Raw genomic sequence first — 25,328 nt, 5'->3', positions numbered from 1 at the left:
TTAAGCCACTTCTCTTTCAAAGGCGATGAAGTTTACAACCTTGCCATTAACATCTTTAATGGGAGCTCCCTTTATCCAACAGTTATAGGTTGAACCGTCTTTTCTATAGTTAAGAATAGTAGCTTCAAAAGGTATTTTATTTTGAACGGCTTCTCCAATTTTCCGAGAGGTTTCTTTGCAAGTAAGTGCACCTTGAAACAGTTTTGGCTTTTTGCCAACCAACTCTTTCGTTGTGTACCCATTCATTTTATGAATATTTTGAGAAGTATGCACAATATTCAAAGCCTCATCAGTAACTACGACAACATGGTTTTTGTCTAAAATTTCATTTTTAAATGAAATCGAAGTTTTCCATTTATTCGCCTCGGCTAACTTTGTGAATTGCGTAATGTCGTTCAACCCTTCGCAGGTAGTTTTAAATTGCTCGGCAAACAAATCCCATGTAGTTAAAGGTAGCGCCGTAAAAGTCTGTTTTTGATAAAAATCATGCGCCGCTCTGTCGTAATGTTGTATCTCTTGCATGCTCAATACTATGAAAACTTGGAAACTTGTTAAAATTTAAAGCAATGATTAACGTTTCTGTTCAATTTTTGGCCTGTAAATAGGCATAAACCTGCTGTAAGAATCAACAGAAAAAATGGACTAAAGAGGTAATTCAAAGAGAAAATCAACTATGAAACTGGAGTTTAGGGAAAATAAATTGGATGCTATACTAGGTTTGACCGATGATATAAAAAACAATGAAAAGCGATTTTCTTCGACCGAAAATACTATTAAGTTACTTTGGAATAGAAATGAGGAAGCTGTTCAACTTCAGGTAGATGGTATAAGTTTTGATCTATTGCCGAATCAGATTGTGACAACTACTTATTTACAGCATATTTCCTTTTCACAATCTGAACTACCTATCACCGCTTTTTTATTCAATAGAGAATTTTACTGTATATCTGATCATGACGCCGAAGTTTCTTGTAATGGCATCTTGTTCTTTGGAACTCAAGACCTACCCATAATTACCATTCCAAAAGAACAGCAAAAAAGATTTGATGCCCTGTATGAGATTTTTGTAGAAGAATTTTCTACACCAGATAAGATACAGGGCGATATGCTTCAGATGATGCTTAAAAGACTTATTATTATGAGTACTCGCCTTGCTAAAGAACAGCTTATTGTAAAAGAGCTCAATAATGATCAAATCGATGTTATTCGTAAGTTCAATTATTTAGTAGATATTCATTATAAGACTAAAAGAAAAGTTAGTGATTATGCAGAACTGCTTTTTAAATCGCCTAAAACACTTTCTAATCTCTTTTCCATCTATAACCATAAATCTCCACAACAGATTATTTTAGACCGATTGGCGTTAGAGGCTAAACGGCTTATACATTTTACCGACAAACAAAATCAAGAGATTGCATACGATTTGGGGTTTAATGACCCTGCGCATTTTAGTCGTTTTTTTAAGAAAATGACACTTTTGACTCCCTCTCAATACCGCGAAAAGGCTGAAATAAGCTCTTAAGGGAAATTTGGGCAAGCAGTCGGGAAATACCTGCTAACACCTACCTCTTCATTTGCTACATCTTTGCTGTGTAATTAAAAATCAATAGCGATGAATATAGCACAGAAATCGATTTTCAATCTAATTGAAATATTTAGAAGCTCAAAAAGAGCTGTAATACAAATCGTTTCAAATGAAGCGCATTGTGAACAAAAACATCATCACGATTTTTATTGTGATGCCGAAAAACCATTTGTAGAACAATTTAAATAAATAGTATTATGAGCACATTTAATGTACCTAAAAGAGAAGAAGTAACACGAAATAATCAAGACATTTTTGACAACCTAGAAAAAGCGGTTGGGTTTGTACCCAACTTATTTGCTACCTATGCGCATTCTGAAAATGCCTTAGCGAACTACCTTAACCTTTCAAACGCGAAAACATCATTAAAAACAAAAGAAAAGGAGGTAGTCAATTTAGCTGTAAGTGAAGTAAATAACTGTGTTTATTGTCTTTCTGCACATACAGCGATTAGTAAAATGAACGGATTTACCGATGAGCAAATACTAGAACTAAGAGCGGGCCATGCATCATTTGATGCTAAGTTGGACGCCTTGGCAAAGTTGGCTAAAAACATTACTGAAAATAGAGGAGCCACTGATACAGCCGTATTGGAAAACTTCTTTGAAGCTGGTTGGACAAAAGAAAATCTTATAGACACTATAGTATTGGTCGGTGATAAAACCATATCTAACTACATCAACAATACAACTGAAGTACCAGTTGATTTTCCCGTAGCACAACCCTTGGAAACCGTAATAGCATAATTAAATAACAATAGTAAAAACAAAAAAGATGAAAAAAGTAATAGCAATTTTAGTTCTAGCTGTAGGAAGCGTATTTACAGTAAATGCCCAAGACAAAATGATGAAAGATAAAATGGTTGACAAAGCTGTTAAAACCATTGCCTTAGAACAAACGGAGGGTGAATTTACCCAAAAACAAGTGACAGTATCTGCAGGTACTTATGTGTTCGAAATTGCCAATAATGGCGTTGACCACAATGTAGGTTTTGTATTGGTTGAGAAAGGTAAAGATATAAGCAAGCCCGAAAATCACATTCAAACTGCCTATGTTACGGCGCCGGTGGGGACAAACTCTTCACAGACATCAAAACCTACTACCTTAAGCAAAGGGGAGTATGTTTATTTCTGTCCGTTGAACCCAACAGCTACAGACAATACCTTGATTGTAAAATAAGTAAGTGTTTATTATTTTAAAAAGCCCTATAACCATTAAAGTTATAGGGCTTTTTTAGTTGACCAGCTGCGCTTCGGCAAATAAAGAAGGTGCAAGGCTTTTTGCCAAATGTATAGGCCAATCGTTTTTATGGAGATGAGTTTCAGTTATAGCACTTTCATAAAGTAAATAAATACCGCCAGATATCTTTTCTGTTTCCGCAATAGAGATGTTGGCAATATTATCACCCACAACTTCCCCTAAAAACAACAGTAATTCTTTTTTCTGTCTTTGAATAACGGTAAGAATTTTTTGGTTTTGAGGAGGCAATTCCGAAAGGATTTTAATAGCCCAGCAACCATGAAATTCACCTTCTCGATAACTGTTTCTTAGATAATCGAAAATACTTATCAATTGCGGTCTTCCTTTGTTGGCTTTGTCGGTAAATTCTTTTAGGGCGCCCAAGAATATTTTATGCCTTTGCTCTAAATAAGCAATGCAAATATCTTCTTTAGATTTAAAATGATGGTAAAGTGTCGCTTTTGCAATCTCTGATTTTGCTATGATTTCATTGATACCAGTGGCATTGTAACCTTGGGTATAAAAGAGTTTACTGGCAACATTGACGATATGTTGTTTGATATTGGTTTTTTGCATGATATAAAGATAATAAAGACTAGTCTGTCTAGGAAGAGAATGAATGAATTTACTTATGAAAGAGGGTTTTATAGTATGGTTTAGCGCCTTTAAAACTTTAATCAATTTTTAGGATATTAATTAGCAACTAATGCCATTTTCAAGCGTAGCTTAGCAATAAATTCTTGCTGTGTTTGTAGACCTATTAATGGCCGTGCTTTGGAGTATTTCTCCTTTCGGGGAATCTAAAGTTGGTATTCCCTTTGGTATTGCGAAGGGGGTCAATAGCTATTTGGTTTTAGTGGCATGCTTTCTGGCCAATCTTTTGGTATTTCCCATAATGATGTTCTTTTTAGACTACATCAACCAAATTCTGGTCAAATGGCGGCCCTACAAGAGAGCTGCGGTATGGGTAGCCCAAAGAGCGAAACTGGGGACAAAGGACAAAATCAAAAAATATGGTTTTTTTGGGCTTGTACTTTTTGTAATGATTCCATTGCCGGGCACAGGGGTTTATGCTGGCACCATAGCTTCATATCTATTTAAAATAGAGCGTAAAAAAGCGTTCATGGCCAATGCTCTGGGTATTTTTCTTTCTTCAGTGATTATTTGGTTTTTAACAGTATCGGTAAAAAGCATGTAGCTTTAAAAATCAAACTTCAATTGTACCGATAGCTGCTCCGTTTCTACCTCTTTTTCGGTCTTTTTTTTATCGGTATTTAAATTGGCCAATGAAATGCCTAACAAGCGTACAGAATTTTCAAGACTATCTTGGTACAACAACTCTTTGGCGGTTTCAAGAATAAGTTCTTTATCAGCAATAAAATAAGGTAGGGTTTTGCTTCTGGTCTGTAAGGTAAAATCACTGTACTTGATTTTTAAGGTAATGGTTTTGCCCGCAATCTTTGATTTTAGAAGTCTTCGCTCAAGCTCTATAGCAATATGCTCAAGGCGCTCCAACATAAAAATTTCGCTACTCAGGTTTTCTCTAAAAGTACGTTCTGCTCCGACCGATTTCGGAATGCGGTGCGGTTTTACCTCACTCAGATGAATACCTCTAACAACATTGTAATAGTAACTACCACTTTTACCAAAATTGGCATCAAGAAATTCCAGGGATTTTTGCTTCAAATCCTTGCCGGTGAAAATGCCGAGTTTATACATTTTTTCAGCGGTAACTTTTCCAACACCATAAAATTTACGTATTTCCAGATCTTCTAAAAATGCAAGTACTTCTTCCGGATTTACGGTCTTCTGCCCGTTGGGTTTATTATAATCGCTGGCAACTTTGGCAATGAACTTATTTATTGATATTCCGGCCGAGGCGGTTAATCCGGTTTTAGCTAAAATTTTTTGCCGAATCTCTTGAGCGACTAAGGTCGCCGAAGGGTTTCCGGTTTTGTTTTTGGTGACATCCAAATAAGCTTCATCTAAAGAAAGTGGCTCGACCAAATCTGTATATTCAAAGAAGACAGCTCGTACCTGTTGTGAGACTTCTTTATAACGGTCAAATCTGGGTTTTACAAAAATCAAATCGGGGCAATTACGTTGGGCAATATAACTGCTCATGGCACTCCGAACCCCAAATTTACGGGCTTCATAGCTTGCAGCTGAAACTACACCTCGTTTAGAGCCTCCGCCAACTGCAACAGGTTTTCCCTTTAAATCTGGATTGTCGTGCTGTTCTACCGATGCATAAAAAGCATCCATATCTACATGAATAATCTTTCGAAGTGGAAAATCGAACTCCATACTTCAAATTTAGGCTATATTTAGGTGGATGAAAACAGCAGAAAAAACGGCAATTGTATTAGGTGCTACGGGCTTGGTCGGAGGTATTTTGTTAGACCTTCTTTTGGCCGATACACGCTATAAAAAAGTTATTCTTTTTTCAAGGCGTTCGGTAAATAAAGACAATCCCAAGATAACGGAACATATTTGTGATTTATTAGCCTTAAAAACCAAGAAAGAACACTTTAAGGCCGATGAAGTTTTTTGCTGTTTAGGAAGTACCAATGCAAAAACCCCCAATAAGAAACTTTATAAAGAAATTGATTATGGTATTCCCATAGCTGCTGCGGAACTTTGTAAATCAAATAGAATACCTACTCTAATTGTGGTATCTGCTTTAGGGGCCGATGCTACAAGCAATATTTTTTATAGCCGTATCAAAGGTGAAATGGAAGATGAAGTTTTAGAGATTGATATACCGAAAACCCATATTGTTCAGCCCTCGATGATAGGGGGGCACAGAGATGAAAAAAGACCTCGCGAGTATGTTTCAAAAAAATTGATGTCTGCCTTAAACTTTTTGTTTTTAGGCCCATTAAAAAAGTATCGTGTCATACACCCGAAGACTATCGCGCTTGCAATGCAATGGTTGGCCAATAATGATTTTGATAAAAAGAGGATTCTTTCTGACGAACTTAAAGAAATTGTCAAAATGGATGATACAGAAATAGAAAGGAAGTTTTTGGTCAGCTCCAGCACCTATAAAAATGAGGCTTCTTTACATACTCGAATTGTTCAAGGGTTTTTAAACACGCATCCCGAAAGAACCGTTCGCGTTCGTCTTAAAGGTGACAAAGGCTACCTAACTGTAAAAGGCAAAGGGAATGCTAGCGGAACAACTCGTTTTGAATGGGAACATGAGATGAGCAAAAATGAAGCGGATAATTTATTGAAGTTGTGTGAGCCTGGCATTGTCGAAAAGATACGGTATGAAATACCTGTCGGCAATCATCTTTTTGAAGTTGATGAGTTTTTGGGTGACAATCAAGGTTTGGTAGTCGCAGAAATTGAGTTGCAACATGAAAATGAAACTTTTGAAAAACCAGATTGGTTGGGCGATGAGGTGACAGGTGACGTCAACTATTACAATTCGAGACTAGCGAAACATCCTTTTAAAACGTGGAAATAAAAGGCAATCAAAAAAGTTAATATTTTAATTTTTCGGCAATTAAAGAATCTACCCTTTTGGCCTGATTGTAGGTTTGATCAAATTGTCTTGTAATTTCTTCTTCAACACTTGTAATGAGTATAATATTATTTTTGAATTCAAGTGATTTAAAAATATCGTAGCTAGCAATTTGTAAGCTATTAAAGTCTATTTCTGATTTTAAAGGGGTTATAAAATTTTCAATTTTAATTTCAGCACCTTTCTCTGAGATTTGCTCTAAACTTTTTTGATAATCGTTCAATATAGTGAGCTCTTTGGTAAAGTCAGAATAGTATGAATTGGACAAATTTATGTAATTCGTTAAATTTATTCTAGGGTAAGAGTATGTTGAGGTTTGTAAAGTTTCATCAAGAAAATCTACTAAGAGGTCATTTTTTTCTTCAACGGGTTGACTTGCTAAAAATTGGCTAAAATCCTCCAGAATAGATGGCAGTTCTGTTCTATATTCAATATTGGTTTTCATGGTGTTAAGGTTCACTTTGTTTTCTTCCTCAAGTTTTTGAATTAGAATTTTTTCATTGTCAAGTGCCTTTGCATTCTCACTTTTGTTATTTATCCACAATGCGATAAGAATACCTATAACCACCAAAAGAATTTCGCCTAGTGCATAGAGTAAATAGCTTGTTACTTTTCCTTCTTTAAGCATGTTCTTCCGAATTTTACGAAAAAAGTTAATCATTGCTTTTGAGTTTAATTTCCTCTTCGATGCGAAGAATCATTTTTTCTACATTGTTCTTGGTCTGGTCCATTAAATTTAAACGTTCTTCAATGATTCTCTTTAATTGTAGCAGTGTATTTATATACTGATTATTATCAGATAATGATTCAAAATTTAAAGGGGTAAAAACATCCGTAGCGGCCCCATCAAGTGATTCGAACTTTATACTCATAGGCTTAGTTTTAAACAGCCTATTAGTAAGTGGATAAACACGGTTGTCAATGGTCGTGTTCATTAGATTTTGTCTTGTAATAATATTGGCAAAATCTTTTTCGTACAATTGTAAAACACCATTTAAGATACTGTCATTTGATAGTATTGACGCCAAGCCGTTGCCAATAAGTTTGTAACCAGAATTTGCATTGTTAAAATAACTTTTACGGTGTACTAGGGTTACCAATAAATCAAAAGTAGAATTGTATTCTTTTTTTCGAAGTTTCACCACAACGGTATCCATCGCAGAGCGATTGATTTCAATACGTTCTTTTAGTTCTTCAATCTCTCTTTGATTTTCAACCAAGTCGGACTTCAACTGTTTTAAAAGTGTTATTTCTTGAACTTTCTCTTTTTTATGCTCGTTCCAATTATTGATTTGTAGCGCGATTAGAATACCGATTACAACCAGCAAAATTTCCCCAAAAGCATAAAGTAGATATTTAGAAAATTTGTTTTGCGAAAGTAGATTTTGACGAATTTTTCTGAAGAAATTAATCATACTTTTTAGTTTTCTGCGCCTTGTAGAAATCGAAGGGTCTTAATTATGCTTTAACTCAGCAAGATTCCTCCTTTTGTTGTTATCAAAAGGAGGAAACCTGTTTGAGACTATAAAATTTAGCTTTTGGTCTTATCCGGATAGGCAGGTCTAACCATTTTTTTAGGTGGATTTTCCTTTAATTGTTTCACTACGATTTCTATAGCTTTTTCTAGTTGTGGGTCATGCCCTTTAATTACCATTTCCGGCAGCTGTTCTACTTCAACATCAGGGTGTACTCCTTCGTTTTCGACCCTGAATCCGTTTTCGGTATAAAAAGCAATGTTGGGTGCGGTAACAACTCCACCATCGATAAATTCTGGATAGCCTAAAACACCGACTAGACCACCCCAGGTTCTTTTCCCTACAATGGTGCCCATTTTAAATTTACGGAACATCCAAGGCAAATAATCTCCACCAGAGCCGGCTGTTTCGTCAACAATCATCACTTTTGGACCCTGAATAGATGCGCTTGGTGATTTTAAATCGTTACCATATCTAAAGTTCCAATACGCTTGTTCTGGGCGTTTGAGAATATCAATATAATAATCGGCCAATGAGCCACCGCCATTAAAGCGTTCGTCAATAATGATAGCCTTTTTATTTGCCTGTGGATAAAAATAACGCTTAAAATACTCAAAGCCGGCCACTGAGGTGTTTGGCACATATACGTAAGCAACATCACCGTTTGTAGCTTTATGTACCTTTCTCATATTGCCTTCTACCCAATCTCTGTTTCTAATGGCCCATTCCGTTCTTAGGGGAGTTACCTCATAAGTTCTAGAATTACTTCCGTCTGCAGATGTACTTACTTTTAAATCGACTAATTTTTCTGCCGTATTTTCAAAGAAACTATAAAGATTGTCTGACCCAGATACATTTTTACCATTAACTGAAATAATATAATCACCTTCATTAACCGCAACACCGGGTTCGGTTAAAGGGGACCTTAAACCTGGGGTCCAGTTTAACCCGCCGTAGATTTTGCTTATTTGATAAAGGTCGTTCTCTATTTTATAATCGGCACCTAATAGACCGCCTGAGACTCTATCGGGGTTATTTAATTGATCTCCATCACTCCCGAAACGATGATGCCCAACGGCAAGTTCACTGAACATCCATTGCATCACCCGATATAAATCGTCTTTACAGGAAGCGTGGGCAATGAGCGGTTGGTATTTGACTTTCATGGCATCCCAATCAACACCATGCATGCCAGGATCGTAAAAATAGTCTCTGTTGACCCGCCAAGCTTCATTGAATATATTCTTCCATTCTTCTTTAGGGTCAATTTTAATGGAGATACTGCTTAAATCTAAAGGACTTCCATCAGCCTTTTTGCCTAAATCGGAAACATACCAAGACCTACCGCTATTGTAAAACATTTTTTTACCTCCTGCGGCAATTTCATAGTAATTCAATGGGAATAACTCCTCTGCTTCCTTTTTCTCAAAAGTGAACTTATACATTTTTGCATCACTGGAATGAAAGGAGGAAGAAACATAATATAATTCTCCTTCTTTTACCGATGACAGATTATCAAAAACTCCTTCTTCTACGGGCAAGGCAAGCATTCTATTTTGAATACCTTGCCAATCTATTTTTAGCAGTTTAGGGGCTTCAGGTGTTTTATTTTTGGAATTGTCTTTTTTATCGTCGTCATCTTTTTTCTCAGCGGTACCCTCTTCAACATTGTTCTCTTTTTTTAGGGGAGAAACTACATCTTTTTGAAGGGTAATGGCATATAAAGCAGTAGTCAATTCTTTATCTATGTTAGATTGATCAAACCAATTTACAAGTGGACCAGCATCTGTTGAAGCGGTCAGATAAATGTATTTTCCGCTTGGGTCAAACGTGGGCTGTGTAACATTAGATAGACCATCGGTAAGCTCGTAAGACTTATTTTCTGAAATAGAATACAAAAAGGCTTTCTCAAAATTGGTATCTATTATTTTAGTGTAGGCAATCCAATTAGAATCAAAAGACCAATCACTGAATAAATCCCTAAGGTCACCAGGAAAGAACTGGTCGTCTTGAGCAATCTTAACCGTTTTTTTTGAGCTTACATTGGTCAGATATAGGTTACGACCATTATCTACATAACTTACTTTTTTACTATCGGGTGACCAATGAATATTTCCATAGAAACCTGTTCCACCTGGCTTTATTTGGCGAACGATACCATTGGCAGTTGTTTTCACATGAAGCTGATATTCTCCTGAAGCATCCGAAAAGTAGGCAATGTGTTTTCCGTCAGGCGACCATGATGGAAATTTTTCGTGCACTCCAGTAGTCTGGGTCAGGTTGGCGGCATCACCTTTTTTTGCTGGTAGGGTAACAATATCTCCCCTAAAATCAAGCACCACTCTAGCCCCCGAAGGAGAGATATTGCCCGAGCGCACATACTGTTGCCCAGATACGTAGCGCTCACGCAGTTCTAACAAATCCGTATTAATAGTAAGGGTCAGTTTTTTATCGGTCTCAGAAGTAGTATCATAAATATGTAAGGTGCCGGCATGCTCATAAATGATTGAATTTTTATGTGTTTTAGCATTGATTACCGGAAAATCTTTGTAATCGGTATGCTTTTTAATGGTCTTAGATACTGTGTTATAGCTGAAAAGATTAAACTCACCATCTCTGTCACTTCTAAAAAAGACGTCTTCACCTATCCACTGAGGCTGTGTATCATTACTGCCTCCTTGCGGTTTTGGCACTTCTACAACCTTGTGGTCATCGGTGTTATACACCCAAATGCGGGAGGTACGCCCACCACGATAATGCTTCCACTGGGTAAAAGCGTCAAAAATTGTGGTATAGGCCACATATTGCTTATCACTAGAGTACGCTGCCCAAAAAGCATTGGGTATTGGCAATTGCGTGGTTGCACCACCATTAATGGGAACGGTATACAGCTGAAAATATCTATTGGTATGTGAATTACGCCTTGAAGCGAATAAGATATTTTTTCCATCTGGGGTGAAATCACGGACCAAATCGTTATATGGGTGCCAGGTCAGTCTCTTCGGAATTCCTCCTTTGGTCGGTATTATATAAACGTCTGAATTGCCATCGTACTCCGCATTAAAAGCGATCATACTTCCATCTGGCGAGAATATTGGGCTAGACTCTACTCCTTCATCAATAGTAAGACGTTTTGGGTTAGACCCATCTCTATTGGCCACCCAAAGATCTTGGGCATATACAAAAGCAATGTGTGAGTCGCTCAATGCGGGTTGGTGCATAAGCTTAGTTTCCTTTTGAGCTTTACTACTAAAGCTAAAAAATAATGTAAGTACTATTGTTAAAACAGTAAATAGGGCCTTTTTGAAATTGTGTTCCTTCATTTTTGATTGATGTTTAATACGTTGTTGTAACTAGGTTTATGAAGATACGATTTTAGTATTCTTTTTTTAAGTTTGGATTGTATTTTACTTTTAATGCCCGAGAAGATTTTGGGTGTGGTTTGATCACGGTCAGTTGACATGAGCCATAAACCAAGAAAGGTTTATGACAGTCATATCTTACCGAATAATTGATTTTAGTTTTCAGAATACTACCTGATTAGTTGGTTAATTCAAGTAGAAACGCTGTAAGCTACGCCTTTTATACAGCAAAAACACCTTCCATTTCTAGTAACGGAATGTTTACTAAGTTATTAACTGTAACAGCGCCTTTTTTGAAAACAAAGCGTTTTTCGTACAACTTATTATCGGCATAATAGGTGACATAGAATTCATTGGTCAGACCCAGCACATCTTCTGTTACCATTTCTATTTTCTCGTACCCTTTGGCTTTTACAAGACCAAAAGCATAGCGCATGGTAGATGTCTTTTTATCACCGTCATAACCTTTAGAGACAACAAGTGCCATTTCAATTGGTGTCTTTCTGTTATTGATGATATAGGCATTCCAATCTTTAGAAAGAAATTCTTTGTTCCATTCATGAACAATAACTACGTAAACGTCTTTTGCAACAGGAATTTCAATATCTTTTTTCATAAAGTGGCACTATAATGCACTTTTAAACTGCTCTAGAAAACGCACATCATTTTCGCTTAACAGTCTAATATCTGAAATTTGATGAAGTAATAGGGCAATACGGTCTATACCCATACCAAAGGCAAAACCAGAATAAACCTCAGAATCAATTCCACAATTTTGCAGAACGTTGGGGTCTACCATTCCGCAGCCCATAATCTCTAACCAACCTGTTCCCTTGGTCATTTTATAGTCGGTTTCGGTTTCTAGGCCCCAGTAGACATCTACTTCTGCACTTGGTTCGGTAAATGGAAAGTATGAAGGGCGAAGTCTGATTTTAGATTTTCCAAATAGTTCCGTAGTAAAATATTGTAAAGTCTGTTTTAAATCGGCAAACGAAACATCTTTATCTACATATAAACCCTCTACTTGGTGAAAAAAGCAATGTGATCGAGCCGAAATAGCTTCGTTTCGATACACTCTGCCAGGAGAAATTGTTCGAATAGGAGGTTGGTTATTTTCCATGTAGCGCACTTGTACTGATGAGGTGTGGGTGCGAAGCAAAATATCTGGATCTTTTTGTATAAAGAAGGTATCTTGCATATCACGTGCAGGGTGATATTCTGGTAGATTTAGTGCCGTAAAGTTGTGCCAATCATCTTCAATTTCAGGACCTTCAGAAACATTAAAACCTATTCTTGAAAAGATATCTATAATCTGATTTTTTACAATTGAAATAGGATGTCTTGCTCCAATTTCTACAGGCTCCCCCGGTCGGGTTAAATCACCATACTTGCCCTTTGTCTCAGTTTGATTTTCTAAAGCTGCTTTCAAAGAATTTACCTTATCTGTAGCTGTAGTTTTTAATTGATTGATGACCTGACCAAATTCCTTTTTTTGATCATTAGGAACATTTTTGAATTCGGCAAAGAAATCATTAAGCAAGCCTTTTTTTCCTAAATACTTTATCCGGAAGTTTTCTATTTCATCTTTTGAAGTTGAAGTGAAATTTTCAACTTGGGCCAAATGTTCTTTTATGGTCTCAATCATGGTTGATGGCACTATTAGCGGACAAATTTAGTGAATTGGTTATTTGTTTTGATCTAAAACAATTACTTTTTCAAAATCCCCACATTTTATAACATAATGACTTTTACCCCAACCAAGTGATTGAATTTTATGTTCGTTTTTAAAACTAAAATCAATTACATCACCCGCGTTATAAGAGTTATTCTTTTTAGTATCAACAATAGGAGTTATTTCTATTATAACCTGCGGATTAGATGCACCCCATGATTCTTTAGTTTTGGATATAGATTTATCCGTTGCTATATGCCCCTCTGAACTTAACTGTACATTTCTTTCACTAATATGTACTTCTTCAATATAAGGTTGCCAAGTATCTCTTGGCAAACTGAGTTTTCCTTGTATTTCATACGATATAATGGAGTGACTATTGAACATACTTAACTTACTTTCTACAATAGTTACTTTCAAATCTGTGATGCTTAAAGCTTTTTGATTGCTCCACCAACCTACTTTAAAAGTTACGGGAACTTCTGTTCTTACTTGTCTTGTATTAAAACCTAAACCAATACCTAAAAAGTATATTACACCTATAATTGCTGTTATACTTAAAATTAGACCAAATATTAATCTTTTCTTCATAAGCTTTAAAAATCGATATAATTCAAAAGCTATGCTATCGGTTTTATTTTTAAAGTTGCAATTTCATAAAAACCTATACAAAACTTAAAGAAGATTAAAAGTTAGAAAATACCATCCACTACTCCCTTGTTTTACTAAAATCCATGAAGCTAGTTTTCATCTCTAATATTTTCTTGTACCCATTGCAGGCAAGTGTGAAAGTTTTTAAAAATATGTTCTTCTGGAATAAGGTCTGGAATAATATCTATACGCTCCATCATAAGTCTTGGCTGTTCTAAAACAGCAACAAACAATACTTTAATGCCTTTTTTAACAAGATCTTGAAGCACATCATCCATAGTGTAAAGCCCAGATTGGTCTAAATACTCCATTTTATCTATTCTAATAATAACGGTGTTTGCGGTATCAGGAATTTGTGCTGCCAGAATTTGAAATTCATTATTAGAACCAAAAAACAAGGGACCGTTTACGTGTTTAATAAAAACTTCTTCTTTTAATTTAGAAGGAAATTCTTTTTCATCTGCCCATGGAATTTCTTTCAGTAATTTTAAGCCAGATTGTTTTGCCGTAAGGTCTCCAATTTTTTTCATAAACAATAAGGAAGCTAATATCAACCCTATTCCCACAGCGTAAACCAAATTCCAAACCGAAGAAAGTACCATTACAACAAGCATAATAATTACTTCTGAACTTAACTTTAGTGGACCCAATTTTATGTCTTTTGGCATGTAGGGGATTGCTTTTAGCCCCTTATAATCCATAACACCGATACCTACAGTGATTAGAATACCTGCTAAAACTGCCGCAGGTATTTGCGAGGCAATAGGGCCTAAAGCCAATAGCACTATCAGTAGTAATACACCTGCTATCATCCCTGAAAGTTTTGTTTTACCCCCAGAATTTATATTTACCACTGTACGTATAGTGGCACCAGCACCTGGAATTCCTCCAAAAAGCGCAGCAATGCTATTACCAATACCTTGCCCTACCAGTTCTTTATTCGGTTTGTGTTTGGTTTGTGTCATATTATCAGCAATTACCGAGGTTAATAAAGAGTCTATAGCTCCTAATAGCGCAAGGGTTAGTGCAGTAAAAAAATAGGGTGTAATGGCACCTAGACTAAAAGAAGTAAATATTTGCAAATTAGGTACGGGTAGTCCACTGGGAATTTCTTCTATAGGGCGGTAATTTAAACCAAAACCATATGCAATTGCTGATACCAAAACCAGTGCCACCAAAGTGCTTGGTACTGCGGTGGTAATACGTTTAAATCCGTAAATGATAATAATAGTGGCAAGCGCCAAGGCAAATTCTAACCAATTAATATTTTTTAATGCACGGCCTAGTACTTTAAAAGTACCCAAAACCCCTGAAGCATTATTTGCTGCTATGGTTTTGGCTTCTTTAAGAACATCAGCTTCTGTAGTACTTTCTGCTCGGATTATGGTTTTTTCAAAATTCTCTAAAACTAAAGCACCCTCTTTACGCTCATCACTTAAAATATTTTCTAGAATTTTTTCTTCGGCAACAGCGCTATACTGTGAAACATAGTCCATATCCTCTTTTGGATAATATCCTACAGCCGGTAGTATTTGAGTGACCAATATAATGATGCCAATAGCGGTCATAAAACCAGATACAACAGGGTAAGGAATGTATTTAATATACGTTCCTAAGCCTAAAATTCCAAGACCTATTTGCATTAGTCCCGCTAATAAAAAAACAGTTAGAATTGCGGGTAAAGCAGTAGCCACATCACCATCGTTTGCGGCGATAATCCCTGCAATGACTAACATACTTACAGCTGTCATTGGGGCTGTTGGACCAGATATTTGTGTATTTGTACCCCCGAATAAAGCCGCGAAAAATGCTATGAATATGGCTCCATACAATCCAGCACTTGGCCCTAGACCAGAGCTTACCCCAAAGGCTAAGGCCAATGGTAATGCAACAATTCCTGCAGTTATTCCTCCGAAAAGATCTCCTTTTAAATGTTTGAACATGAGTAAGTTTTTGTAAGAAATATGTTTTATGCTACTAATTTAGAAAAAAACAAAGGGCAATGATAATCAAACCAATGCCCCTAAATTTTAAGTGATGAATCTTTTACATAAAATGCACTTTGCCATCGGCAATATCGTACATAGCACCAACAATGGCAATTTCACCGTTGTCTTCCATATCTTTTAAAACAGGGCTTAAGCTTCGTATATCTTCAATGGTGAGCTGAACATTTTTCTCGGCGACCTTATTTACAAATTCAATATTTTTTGAGTTTCTTGACTCCTCATCAGTTGGGTTGCTTACCGCGCGGACCGCAGCTTTAATTTTATGTAGTAAAATAGTAAGATTACCTAATTTCGCATCATCACAAGCCCCTTTTACTGCCCCACAGCTTGTATGGCCTAGTACGACAATAACCTTTGTGCCCGCTAATTTACAGGCAAACTCCATACTGCCTAAAATATCTTCATTAACGATATTCCCGGCAACCCGTGCACTGAAAATGTCTCCTACACCTTGGTCAAAAACCAATTCAGCCGACACACGTGAATCAATGCAACTTAAAATGGTAGCAAATGGATATTGACCAGAAGTAGTCTGTTTAACCTGTGCTAGCAAATCTCTATCTGCTTTTTTGTTTTCGATAAAACGACTATTGCCTTCTTTTAATAATGCGATAGCATTATTTGGGCTTAATGCATCTTGTGTTTCTTTTGTTTGTGTTATCATAATCTATACGGATGTTTTTGGTCTTAGTTTAAAAAATTCAATATAACTAGGTGGATTTTCCACAATACCTCGCTCAGAAATCAACTTTATGTTGATATTCTTGTTTTTGGCTTTGGTCGAAAAATCTTCCAAAATTTCAATGATGTCATTATCAAGGTATCTTGTTTTTGTCACATCAAGTTCGAGATATGAATTTTCTGGAAGTTTATCCAATTCTTTTAAAATTGCACCTTTGTTAAAAAAGGTTACTTCTTCGGCCAATGTCATTTTAATTTTCCCATCATCAACATCCTCTCCTTCAATATGTAAGAAATGAGAGTTTTGGTAGCTTTTTATTAATATTACAGCTATGCCAACGGCAAGGCCAATACCGATTCCCCAAAGCAAATCTTTGAATACAATGACCAATACGGTTGTAATAAATGGTAAAAATTGTTTCCAACCAAGCTGGTACATTGTTTTAAAAAGTTTTGGTTTTGCAAGTTTATAACCTACTATAAACAGTATTGCGGCCAAAACAGAAAGAGGAATCATATTCAGTAATCTTGGAATGAGCATTACTGAAATCAATAAAAAGAATCCATGAATAATTGCGGAAGCTTTTGTTTTACCTCCAGATTGAATGTTTGCTGAACTGCGCACAATTACCTGTGTTATAGGAATGCCTCCTATAAGACCAGAAACGATGTTTCCGGTACCTTGTGCTAAAAGTTCTCGATTTGTTGGTGTTACCCGTTTTTCCGGATCTAATTTATCCGTTGCCTCCACACAAAGTAATGTCTCTAAACTGGCCACTAAAGCAATTGTGAATGCCGTTAACCAGACAGCTGGGTTTGTGATTGCCGCAAAATTTGGAAAACTAAATTGGGCTAGAAAGGAACTTGCATCTTCTGGAACTGGAACATTCACTAAATGATCTGCAGATATCGCAAGTGTTTCATTGTTTTTAGTGAAAACATAAAACAATATTCCAATTACTACGGCTACAAGTGGCCCTTGAACAAGCTGGAAAAATTTACCTTTTTTTGATAGTACATTGCTCCATAATAATAGAATGCCCAGTCCGATTAAAGCTATTAAGGTTGCCCCAGGACTTATATTGTTTACAGTTTCTAAAATTTCAGAGAATGTATTTTTTCCATCCACTTGAAAAAAGGCAAAATCACCTTCTGGATCAGGATCGTAACCAAAAAAATGTGGGATTTGTTTCAGTATTATAATGATACCAATACCTGTCAACATACCTTTAATCACTGATGAAGGAAAATAGTAACCAATAATACCCAAGCGCAGTATTCCAAATAGTAATTGGATGGCACCGCCCAAAACTACTGCCACTAAAAAATTTTCATAACCTAAGGTAGCTATTGCGGCCAATACAATAGCGGCAAGTCCAGCAGCAGGGCCACTGACCCCAATTTGTGAACCACTTAAAGCACCGACCATAATACCGCCTACAATACCGGCAATTAAACCAGAAAATAGTGGGGCACCACTGGCCAAGGCAATACCCAGACAGAGCGGTAAAGCCACAAAAAAGACTACAATACTTGCAGGCAAGTCGTTTTTAATATACTTAAACATAAAAAATGGTTTTTAGCCTTCTAAGTTGTTTTGGTTTTCGAAGACAATTTAAAAATAGATTTAAAAAAGGGATGATTTAAATCAAATCTTGTGGAGGAGGGAGGACTATCTCAACCGAGAAATCGGAATAAGATACCAATGTTGTTTGAATAATGGCAATTTCTTGTGAGAAATTGATACTTCTACTCTCAATAGAATCTGTGAAGAAAAGTTCTTTTTGATCAAACTTTTGCTCGGTTTCTTGTTTGTTATTTTCTTCTTCATTTAAATCCATTACCAGAAAGTTGTCATAACTAGATTTGCATAAAACCTCAATGGAGGGAGCAAGAATAGAAATAACCAACATTATCGAAAGCAATGAAAATGTGAACGATTTAAGCATCTAATAACTTCAGAAAATTAAAGATAATAGTAAAGCTATTGAAATTTTGTTAATACTGCGCTAAAAAATCTTTAGCAGTTTTAAATTTTCTGAAGGAACCCATCCGGTTTGTCCGTCTGCAATCTTAATTTTCATCCAGTCGTTGAGCTCTTCTAGCACATTTACTTTAGTGCCTTCATGCAGGGTGAATATGCGTTCACTTCGTTGATTGGGCTCTGAGGTAATGGCCACCTCGCGTTCAAAAATAATTGCCGGATTGTTCGAGTTAAAAGCGTCATACTGCATGTAAGCAAAGCTTATAGAAACAACACATAGTAATATCGCTGCCATGCTTACGATAAAAGAGATTCGTTTTTTAAGTGCACTATTAAAGAGATAATAGGCCAAATAGGCCAGTACAAATAGGATAGTCATACTTACCCCAAAATAAGCCCATTGGTCAAAAGAAAACTTACCGATTATAGCATTATAAAAACGCTCCATGGCACTCTCGGGCATTTTATCAATAGCGTCTAACCTCATATTTTGAGCGTAGCCAAGGTTGTTGAGTATTTCAGGGTCATTGGGTTTCAGTAATAGGGCCTTTTCGTAGTAATAAATACTTGGGCCAATTTCATCGCGTTTATAGTGGGCATTGGCCATATTAAAATAGAGTTCGGCAGAATGCTTGCCGTTATCTATGATCTTTTGGTAGTACTCGATAGCTTTTCCAAAATCCCCATCATTATACGAATCCGTGGCACGGCTAAATAAGACTTCGTTCTGCGCGTTTAGGGCGGTAACAAACAAAAAAACTAAAATGACAATGCAATCTTTTATCATAACTGTTTGTCTATTTGAGAAATTACTTCGCTAGCCCTATCATAATCTTGTTGCATTTGCACGTTCGTGAAAGGACTATAACGTGCTAGTTCACAGTTTTTAAGTAAATCGATAAAATTATTTGTAGTATCCAAATCTACTTTTTTACTTGTTAGCAAAGAAGTGATTTTCTCCTTACTAAACTCTGAAGTTTCAATTTTAAGTTTGGCCTTTAAATAGTTGTGCAAAGCTTTTTCCAATGCGATATAAAAATTGGCTTCGTTGCCTAATTCTTTTTTGGCCGTTGACAAATACTTTCTAGCAAGCCTATTCGCTTTTTTAACTTTATTGCCAACTACGTCTTGTTCTTTTTCTTTTCGCTTTCTGTACAATAAAATTACTAAAGGAATTAGAAGAAGAGGTCCAAAAAGCAAAAGGTAAAATGTATTGGAACCAAGAAAATAGTTTGCTCTAATTGCGCTTAAATTGGGGTTTACCTTAATAAAATGAAATTGTTTCCCGGTTGGTACAATTAGTTTTTTATTAGAGGAGTTGGCAGCAATACCGGCATTTGCATCCTCAGGACCTTCCATAACGTTTATGGTTATCTCATCAGAATTGAGGGTGTTGTATTTTCCTGTTTTGGGATTAAAATAACTAAACGAAATACTTGGTATTGGATACTTGCCGCGATAAGAGGGCACTACGGTATAATTGTTGGCAACCTTACCCTCCATTCCAGTAGTAGTCGTTCTTACGCTCTCATCAAATTCAGGTTCATAAACCTCAAGTGCGCTGGGCAGTTCAGGTTTAGGAAGTTGAAAGAGCTTTAAATTTCCTTTTCCGGTAACTTCGACGCGCGCCTGTAAAGATTCTGAAGCGTTCAAGGAGCTTTTGCTTGTTGTTACAGAGAAGTCAAAATCGCCAACTGCGCCACCGAAACCTTCTGGTTTTCCTGCCTCAGGTAAGTTCTTCACATTTAATGTTCTTCTACCGGCAGAGACTGTTTTTTTAGCTTGTTTGAAGATTTTTCCACCAAAAAAGTCTCTTCTGTTGGTCGGTACATCAACATAAATCTCAAGGGCTAATGGTTCTATAGTTAATTTACCGGCTTTTTGAGGGTAAAGTACCACTCGTTTTAAAATTACGCTTCTGAAAGGTTTACCATCATAAGTAGCATTTTGAGTGTCATAACGTTTAACCGGAATGTCTTGACTCCAGAAATTATTATACTTAGGGCTATCAATAGGCCTAAAATTGGTTACACTTACAGATGGGCTTATATAGAGCTTATAAACTACCGTGACCGCCTCATTTAAAAATGGACTGGTTTTGGATACCTCCGCCACCAAATGTAAATTTTCATCTGCAATATCGTTGGCAGTTTTAGGAGCATTAGGATTTGCTACGGCTGCTGTTATCTGAACTTTTTTCGGAACCGTTTTAAAGGTTTTACCATCTATTTCTATCGTAGCTTGACCTATTTCAAAATTACCAGTTGCCGTTGGGGTAAGAATATAACCATATGATTTTGAAAAACTTCTTTTGCCGTTTACCCAAGAAGAACTTATTGATTGCGATGGCCCCATGACCACTTTAAAACCTTTAAAGTTTGGAGGGTTAAAATTATCGCCATCTTTATTCATGATAAACTCTACACGTAGACGCTCGTTGACACCGAGCTTATCTTTACTGAGTTTCATTTCAAAAGTTATCTCTTCTTGAGCATGCAAAAGGTTACCAATTAGAAAAACTGGTAGTAGTAAAAATAGATATGTGAAGAATAGCCTTCGCATTACCAATCTTTTTCGTTCTTAATTTTAGCGCCCCTTACTTTTTTGGCATCGATTTTTTCCTGCACCTTTTTTTCTTCGTTTTGCATAGCTTCTAACAGGTTTTGAACCTGTTGTTTGGAGAGCTGATTTGGTCGGGGTTTCTTTTTCTGTTCCGGCTTATCACCTTCATTAGGTTTCTGCTTTTGTTCTTTTTTTTCATCGCCGTCACCTTCTTTGTTTTCTTCAGGCTTTTTCTCGCCTTTATCTCCATCATCACCTTCATCTTTATTTTTATCGTCTTTCTGGTCGCCTTCCTGATCTTCTTTATTATCTCCCTCTTTGTTTTCGTCTTTATTTTCTTCCTCTTTTTTGTCCTTATCGTTTTTATCGTCCTTGTTTTGGTCGTTTTTCTGTTCGTCTTGCTGTTTTTTAAGCATTTCTTTTGCTAGTGCAAGGTTATATCGGGTTTCTTCATCAGTAGGGTTTGCACGTAGAGCTTCTTTGTAAGCTTCAACAGCTTTTTCGTATTCTTTGTTGTTCATAAACACATTGCCCATATTGTGATAGGCCTTGTGTTTTTCGCTTTTAGAAGAGGCCTTTTCACCTGCTTGTTTAAACTTTCCAAAAGCTTCTGAATAACTTTCCCTATTGTAGTATGCACGCCCTAAATTATAGGGTGCAGCAATATTTTCAGGACTTTTAGATATCGCTCTTCTGTAGTCTGCTTCTGCATTTATAAAATCGTTTTGGGTTAGATTTTCGTTTGCCTCGTAGGTGATATTTTTTGATTCGCGTAGAGCCTTTTCTGCTTCACGTTGTGCTTTTTTGTCTTCTTCTTGGGCTTGAACTGCATAGAAAGACAACAGTGTAATTGTCAAAACTAGTTTTATCCTACTCATCGTCATGTTCATTAAAAAGATTCAATTTTTTCAGCCACTTAGTTTTTCTATCCAAAAGAAAAATATCTAAAAATAAAAATAAAAGTCCGATAGCAAGAAACCATTGAAATTGGTCTTTGTATTCTGCAAATTGCTTGGCCTCGAATTCTTTTTTATCCATTTGGTTCAGCTGTTCCTTGATAAATTCTACGGCTTCTTCGGTATTCGATCCGTTGATATATTGTCCGTTACCTTCTTGGGCTATTGCATCAAGAACAGTTTCATTCAATTTTGTAATAACCACTTCGCCTTGCGAATTTTTCTTTAGACTTTCAACAACTCCTCTTCTTTTAATGGGAATAGGAGCACCTTTGGGCTTACCAACACCAATAGTGAAAATTCGAATACCATTTTCCGTTGCTTTTTCAACGGCATCTATTGTTGTGCCCTCAGAGTGGTCTTCACCATCAGAAATGATAAATAGCACCCGATTGGTCTGTTCTGCATCGTCATAAAAAGTAGTCGCCAGTTCTATGGCAGAATTTATTGCGGTGCCCTGTGAAGAAAGCATATCGGTATTCATGCTCTGCAAAAACATTTTTGCGGCCCCATAATCTGTTGTAATGGGTAATTGCGGGTAGGCTTGACCAGCATAAGCAATAATACCAATGCGGTCACTGGCCAATTGGTTAATGATTTCTGAAACCAATCGCTTTGATTTTTCAATACGATTTGGTGCGATATCTTCGGCCAACATACTTTTAGAAACATCTACGGCGAAAACGATATCTACCCCCTCGCGTTTTACGGTCTCTAATTTTGTGCCGATTTTTGGATTTACCAAACCAAGGGTCAAGAAGGTTAGCCCCAGTAAAAGAAAAATAAGCTTTAAGGTGGATTTAAAAGTAGATTTTTCAGGTGCTAAGCGCTTAAGGAGCTGGGTATCTGCAAACTCTCGTTGCTTACTTTTTTTCCATACCTGCAACATAAGAAAAAGCAATACCAATACCGGAACAATGCCCAGTAAATAGAAGTATAATTTTTCGTCGAATTGCACCATTTTTAAATAAAACTTTTAAATATTGTTGCTCTTAAAATCCATTCTAATAGTAACAAAATTCCGGCCAAAAACACCCATGGCCTGAACTTTTCTTCGTATTTCGTATACTTGAATTCTTCTATTTCGGTCTTTTCTAACTTATTTATTTCATCATAAATTTCTTCAAGCTTGTCATTGTCGGTTGCCCTAAAGTACTTTCCGCCCGTGAGGTCCGCAATATCTTGCAACAAACCTTCATCGATTTCTACTTGTCGCATTCCGAACTGGAACGTACCATCACGTTTATAAGCGATAGGTGTAAGTGCGTTTCCGTTAGTTCCTAGCCCTATCGTATACGTCTTAATATCGTATTCGACAGCTAGGTCTGCAGCAGTTTGGGGTTCTATAAAACCAGCATTGTTTACACCATCGGTCAAAAGAATAATCACTTTACTTATTGCCTTACTCTCTTTGAGTCTATTGACCGAAGTAGCTAGACCCATACCAATTGCAGTGCCGTCTTCAAGCTGACCATAATCGATATCTCTTAACGCGGCTAAAACAATGGATTTATCACTTGTGATGGGTGTTTTTGTATAGCTTTCGCCCGCATAGGCCACAAGACCTATTCTATCGTTTGGGCGTTTTCTGATAAAGTCTTCCGCAACATCTTTAAGGGCATCTAACCTATTAGGCTTTAAATCTCTGGCCAGCATACTTGAAGAAACATCTATAGCCATTACAATGTCAATACCCTTTGTAGTTTTCGTTCTAGTAGAAACTTCTTTGGTTTGAGGCCTGGCCAAGGCGGTAATCACCGCGGCAAGCGCTAAAAGTCGCAGCACGAAAAGCAAGGGTTTGAGCTTGGAAAGAAAATTTGAAGTTCTAAATCCTTTGGTACTTGATATTTTTAAGGAAGCTACTTGACTTTTGCGTGTAAGAACGTACCACAATATTGCTAAAGGCAGCAGTAACAGCAGCCAAAACAATCCGGGATTTGCAAACTCTATATTCTCTAACATTAAGCCTGCGTTTTTACATCGACCGAAGCCAATATTCGTTCAACAATTTTTTCCGCATAGTCATCACCATCTTCCCAAGTCATTAGTACTTGTTGCATGAAACCCTTACCGCCGAAAAGTACAATGGCGTATTTAATTTTCTTTTTGTCTTTTGATAAGGGGTCTTGGTATTGCCCAGAGCCATAAGTCTTTATGCCCTGTACACCAGATTTTGAAACAAATTCTTCTTGTTTTGGAATGATATTTCTAATTCCCTGAGCTTCAAAAGTAGCCAGTGCGTTCCCGATAGCTCCTTCAAAATTGGCCTCTTTTTGTTCTTTGAAAGTGGCTGAACTGGCGGTAACGGAAAAGACACCGAGTGTACTGCCAGAAGAGAATATCTGAATGCTTTGTAAGGCCTCACGAACTTCATCGGGCAACTCTTGGTCTTGTCTTATTAAAACTTCTGGGGTTTTTATATCTATTGGGGGATAGCCATAAGAACTATTTACCCATTCTCCCTCTAATAAATCTTTTGTGGGATAGCCGAAAACAGTGTCTTTAACAGTTTTAAAACCATAGTAAGCAAGGGAAGCTCCACCACCAAGTAATACTAAACCACCAAAAACGGCCGCAGCAATATAGATGCGCTTGCGTTGTTTTTTCTTTTCGAGTTCTTCTAAATACGCTTCATTTTGAAGCAATTCTTCTTCTGTGGGTTCAGGGAGTGCTTCTTTGGTTTTAACAACAATATTTTCAACTAAAATGCGGTCTTGTTCGGCTACCGATGTAGGCGGCTTTGATTTCGCGAACTTTACCAAATCTGCTGTTTGTAAAACTTTTTTGAATTGCGTTAAAGTTTCATCTTCAATGGCCAGTTCTCCAGCATCTTTTAAAAGTTCTAACTTTTCAATAAGTTGGTCGGTAGTACTTTCTAGGGCCGATACGTGGGCATCTTCCTCTAAGTAAGAACGCACGATATCGGTAAGTTCCGAATAGTATTTTTTGTATTCATCTTGAATTAAATACCGCGAATTTTCTAACTCTTTCAACTGTAAAAGTGCACGATCAAATGGCGGTAGCAGGGCTACTTTTTCTTCTTCTGTTAATGGTTTTTTTCTCAAGAAAAACCAGTAGACCAAAGCACCGAGCATAAACACTCCCAATAAAATAAAAAAGGCAATTATCCAGAGTTTGGCGTTGCTTTTCTCCACTTCAATGAGCGGTTTAATATCGTATAACTTCTGCTTAGTGGTATCTACTGCTACGTCTCCGACCCTAATTCTAAAAGAATCGGTAAAAAATGGTTCTTCGTTTATGGCAATACGTTGGGGTGGAATAGTATAGGCTCCGCTGTCAAATTGTGTAAGGGCATAAATTCGTTGCAAAGTAACCCTGTCTTTATTTTTTGTGGTATCTATTTTCAGTGCCTCAACCATTTCTACAGGAGAAAAAGTTTGGTCTTCGGGGAAATAAACAAGGTTTAAAGAGTCTGTTTCTACAGTTATTTTGTACTGTATCTGTTCTCCTATCTTAATTGTGGTAGTATCTATCTCAGCTGAAACTCTTGAGTCTTGGGCATAATTAGAAAGAGAAGAAATTAAAAAGCAAAACGTAATAGCCTTGCAAACGACCCTTGCAAAACATTGAACATTAAACTTTAAATTTTGAACTCTCAT

General features: G+C 36.7%; 25 protein-coding genes and 1 pseudogene. 7 read left to right on the top strand and 19 right to left on the bottom strand.

The features are described from left to right. A complete protein-coding gene (locus ACZ1GR_RS09225) occupies positions 1 to 522 on the bottom strand; it encodes a PAS domain-containing protein (RefSeq protein WP_472608707.1) in 522 nt (173 codons plus the stop codon). Between the two features lie 151 nt (positions 523 to 673). Between ACZ1GR_RS09225 and ACZ1GR_RS09220 the strand changes: the two genes are divergently transcribed. The 4 genes from ACZ1GR_RS09220 to ACZ1GR_RS09205 all read left to right on the top strand — a co-directional run bounded on the left by ACZ1GR_RS09220 (position 674) and on the right by ACZ1GR_RS09205 (position 2,764). After that, a complete protein-coding gene (locus ACZ1GR_RS09220; protein ID WP_472608706.1) occupies positions 674 to 1,522 on the top strand; it encodes a helix-turn-helix domain-containing protein in 849 nt (282 codons plus the stop codon). Positions 1,523 to 1,612: 90 nt separating this feature from the next. Then, positions 1,613 to 1,774 (top strand): hypothetical protein, encoded by a 162-nt coding sequence (locus tag ACZ1GR_RS09215; RefSeq protein ID WP_472608705.1) that lies wholly within the window; start codon positions 1,613 to 1,615, stop codon positions 1,772 to 1,774. A gap of 8 nt (positions 1,775 to 1,782) precedes the next feature. Beyond that, entirely contained in the window at positions 1,783 to 2,331 is a 549-nt protein-coding gene (locus tag ACZ1GR_RS09210) for a carboxymuconolactone decarboxylase family protein (RefSeq protein ID WP_472608704.1), read from the top strand. Between the two features lie 28 nt (positions 2,332 to 2,359). Then, positions 2,360 to 2,764: a plastocyanin/azurin family copper-binding protein gene (locus ACZ1GR_RS09205; protein ID WP_377766239.1), complete on the top strand. Its 405-nt coding sequence runs from the start codon at positions 2,360 to 2,362 to the stop codon at positions 2,762 to 2,764. Positions 2,765 to 2,818: 54 nt separating this feature from the next. On the opposite strand, the gene ACZ1GR_RS09200 is transcribed toward ACZ1GR_RS09205, so the two are convergent. Then, complete coding sequence (locus ACZ1GR_RS09200; protein WP_472608703.1) at positions 2,819 to 3,400, bottom strand: TetR/AcrR family transcriptional regulator; 582 nt, start codon at positions 3,398 to 3,400, stop codon at positions 2,819 to 2,821. A gap of 169 nt (positions 3,401 to 3,569) precedes the next feature. Between ACZ1GR_RS09200 and ACZ1GR_RS09195 the strand changes: the two genes are divergently transcribed. Then, positions 3,570 to 4,022 (top strand): COG2426 family protein, encoded by a 453-nt coding sequence (locus ACZ1GR_RS09195; protein WP_472608702.1) that lies wholly within the window; start codon positions 3,570 to 3,572, stop codon positions 4,020 to 4,022. 2 nt (positions 4,023 to 4,024) lie between these two features. On the opposite strand, the gene dinB is transcribed toward ACZ1GR_RS09195, so the two are convergent. Further along, the gene (dinB, locus tag ACZ1GR_RS09190) at positions 4,025 to 5,131 is read right to left on the bottom strand and encodes a DNA polymerase IV (protein WP_472608701.1); all 1,107 of its coding nucleotides are present in this window, start codon (positions 5,129 to 5,131) and stop codon (positions 4,025 to 4,027) included. A gap of 28 nt (positions 5,132 to 5,159) precedes the next feature. Between dinB and ACZ1GR_RS09185 the strand changes: the two are divergent. Then, positions 5,160 to 5,495: pseudogene (locus ACZ1GR_RS09185) on the top strand (NAD-dependent epimerase/dehydratase family protein); the annotation flags it as partial. A 327-nt stretch (positions 5,496 to 5,822) separates the two neighbouring features. Beyond that, positions 5,823 to 6,299: a CYTH domain-containing protein gene (locus ACZ1GR_RS09180; protein ID WP_377766234.1), complete on the top strand. Its 477-nt coding sequence runs from the start codon at positions 5,823 to 5,825 to the stop codon at positions 6,297 to 6,299. Between the two features lie 16 nt (positions 6,300 to 6,315). Here ACZ1GR_RS09180 and ACZ1GR_RS09175 read toward each other — a convergent pair whose 3' ends face one another. The 16 genes from ACZ1GR_RS09175 to ACZ1GR_RS09100 form a co-directional block, all read right to left on the bottom strand. Then, entirely contained in the window at positions 6,316 to 7,017 is a 702-nt protein-coding gene (locus tag ACZ1GR_RS09175) for a hypothetical protein (protein ID WP_472608700.1), read from the bottom strand. After that, positions 7,010 to 7,771 (bottom strand): DUF6090 family protein, encoded by a 762-nt coding sequence (locus ACZ1GR_RS09170; RefSeq protein ID WP_472608699.1) that lies wholly within the window; start codon positions 7,769 to 7,771, stop codon positions 7,010 to 7,012. Before ACZ1GR_RS09170 ends, ACZ1GR_RS09175 begins: the two co-directional genes overlap by 8 nt. 116 nt (positions 7,772 to 7,887) lie before the next feature. Then, on the bottom strand, positions 7,888 to 11,154 hold the full coding sequence (locus tag ACZ1GR_RS09165) for a S41 family peptidase (RefSeq protein WP_472608698.1): 3,267 nt from the start codon (positions 11,152 to 11,154) through the stop codon (positions 7,888 to 7,890). A 259-nt stretch (positions 11,155 to 11,413) separates the two neighbouring features. Then, positions 11,414 to 11,809 (bottom strand): hypothetical protein, encoded by a 396-nt coding sequence (locus ACZ1GR_RS09160; protein ID WP_472608697.1) that lies wholly within the window; start codon positions 11,807 to 11,809, stop codon positions 11,414 to 11,416. A 9-nt stretch (positions 11,810 to 11,818) separates the two neighbouring features. Beyond that, positions 11,819 to 12,838, bottom strand: a complete 1,020-nt coding sequence (pheS, locus tag ACZ1GR_RS09155; RefSeq protein WP_472608696.1) for a phenylalanine--tRNA ligase subunit alpha — start codon at positions 12,836 to 12,838, stop codon at positions 11,819 to 11,821. Between the two features lie 39 nt (positions 12,839 to 12,877). Then, on the bottom strand, positions 12,878 to 13,456 hold the full coding sequence (locus tag ACZ1GR_RS09150) for a hypothetical protein (RefSeq protein WP_472608695.1): 579 nt from the start codon (positions 13,454 to 13,456) through the stop codon (positions 12,878 to 12,880). Between the two features lie 149 nt (positions 13,457 to 13,605). Then, the gene (locus ACZ1GR_RS09145; RefSeq protein ID WP_472608694.1) at positions 13,606 to 15,459 is read right to left on the bottom strand and encodes a SulP family inorganic anion transporter; all 1,854 of its coding nucleotides are present in this window, start codon (positions 15,457 to 15,459) and stop codon (positions 13,606 to 13,608) included. 103 nt (positions 15,460 to 15,562) lie between these two features. After that, the gene (locus ACZ1GR_RS09140) at positions 15,563 to 16,189 is read right to left on the bottom strand and encodes a carbonic anhydrase family protein (RefSeq protein ID WP_472608693.1); all 627 of its coding nucleotides are present in this window, start codon (positions 16,187 to 16,189) and stop codon (positions 15,563 to 15,565) included. 3 nt (positions 16,190 to 16,192) lie between these two features. Further along, the gene (locus tag ACZ1GR_RS09135; protein WP_377766226.1) at positions 16,193 to 17,773 is read right to left on the bottom strand and encodes a SulP family inorganic anion transporter; all 1,581 of its coding nucleotides are present in this window, start codon (positions 17,771 to 17,773) and stop codon (positions 16,193 to 16,195) included. A gap of 76 nt (positions 17,774 to 17,849) precedes the next feature. Then, the gene (locus ACZ1GR_RS09130; protein WP_472608692.1) at positions 17,850 to 18,155 is read right to left on the bottom strand and encodes a hypothetical protein; all 306 of its coding nucleotides are present in this window, start codon (positions 18,153 to 18,155) and stop codon (positions 17,850 to 17,852) included. A gap of 60 nt (positions 18,156 to 18,215) precedes the next feature. Beyond that, positions 18,216 to 18,977 (bottom strand): SH3 domain-containing protein, encoded by a 762-nt coding sequence (locus tag ACZ1GR_RS09125; protein WP_472608691.1) that lies wholly within the window; start codon positions 18,975 to 18,977, stop codon positions 18,216 to 18,218. Next, positions 18,974 to 20,752, bottom strand: a complete 1,779-nt coding sequence (locus ACZ1GR_RS09120; RefSeq protein ID WP_472608690.1) for a BatD family protein — start codon at positions 20,750 to 20,752, stop codon at positions 18,974 to 18,976. Before ACZ1GR_RS09120 ends, ACZ1GR_RS09125 begins: the two co-directional genes overlap by 4 nt. Beyond that, positions 20,752 to 21,630, bottom strand: a complete 879-nt coding sequence (locus ACZ1GR_RS09115; RefSeq protein ID WP_472608689.1) for a tetratricopeptide repeat protein — start codon at positions 21,628 to 21,630, stop codon at positions 20,752 to 20,754. The genes ACZ1GR_RS09120 and ACZ1GR_RS09115 overlap by 1 nt, the downstream gene beginning before the upstream one ends. Beyond that, positions 21,623 to 22,669, bottom strand: coding sequence for a VWA domain-containing protein (locus ACZ1GR_RS09110; protein ID WP_472608688.1), 1,047 nt, complete (start codon positions 22,667 to 22,669; stop codon positions 21,623 to 21,625). Before ACZ1GR_RS09110 ends, ACZ1GR_RS09115 begins: the two co-directional genes overlap by 8 nt. A 2-nt stretch (positions 22,670 to 22,671) precedes the next feature. Beyond that, on the bottom strand, positions 22,672 to 23,670 hold the full coding sequence (locus ACZ1GR_RS09105; RefSeq protein WP_472608687.1) for a vWA domain-containing protein: 999 nt from the start codon (positions 23,668 to 23,670) through the stop codon (positions 22,672 to 22,674). Then, complete coding sequence (locus ACZ1GR_RS09100) at positions 23,670 to 25,328, bottom strand: hypothetical protein (protein ID WP_472608686.1); 1,659 nt, start codon at positions 25,326 to 25,328, stop codon at positions 23,670 to 23,672. Before ACZ1GR_RS09100 ends, ACZ1GR_RS09105 begins: the two co-directional genes overlap by 1 nt.

It is taken from the genome of Croceitalea sp. W27 (assembly GCF_055693185.1).
The sequence above is the reverse complement of the archived record's forward strand: the minus strand, read 5'-3'. Positions and strand labels throughout refer to the sequence as shown.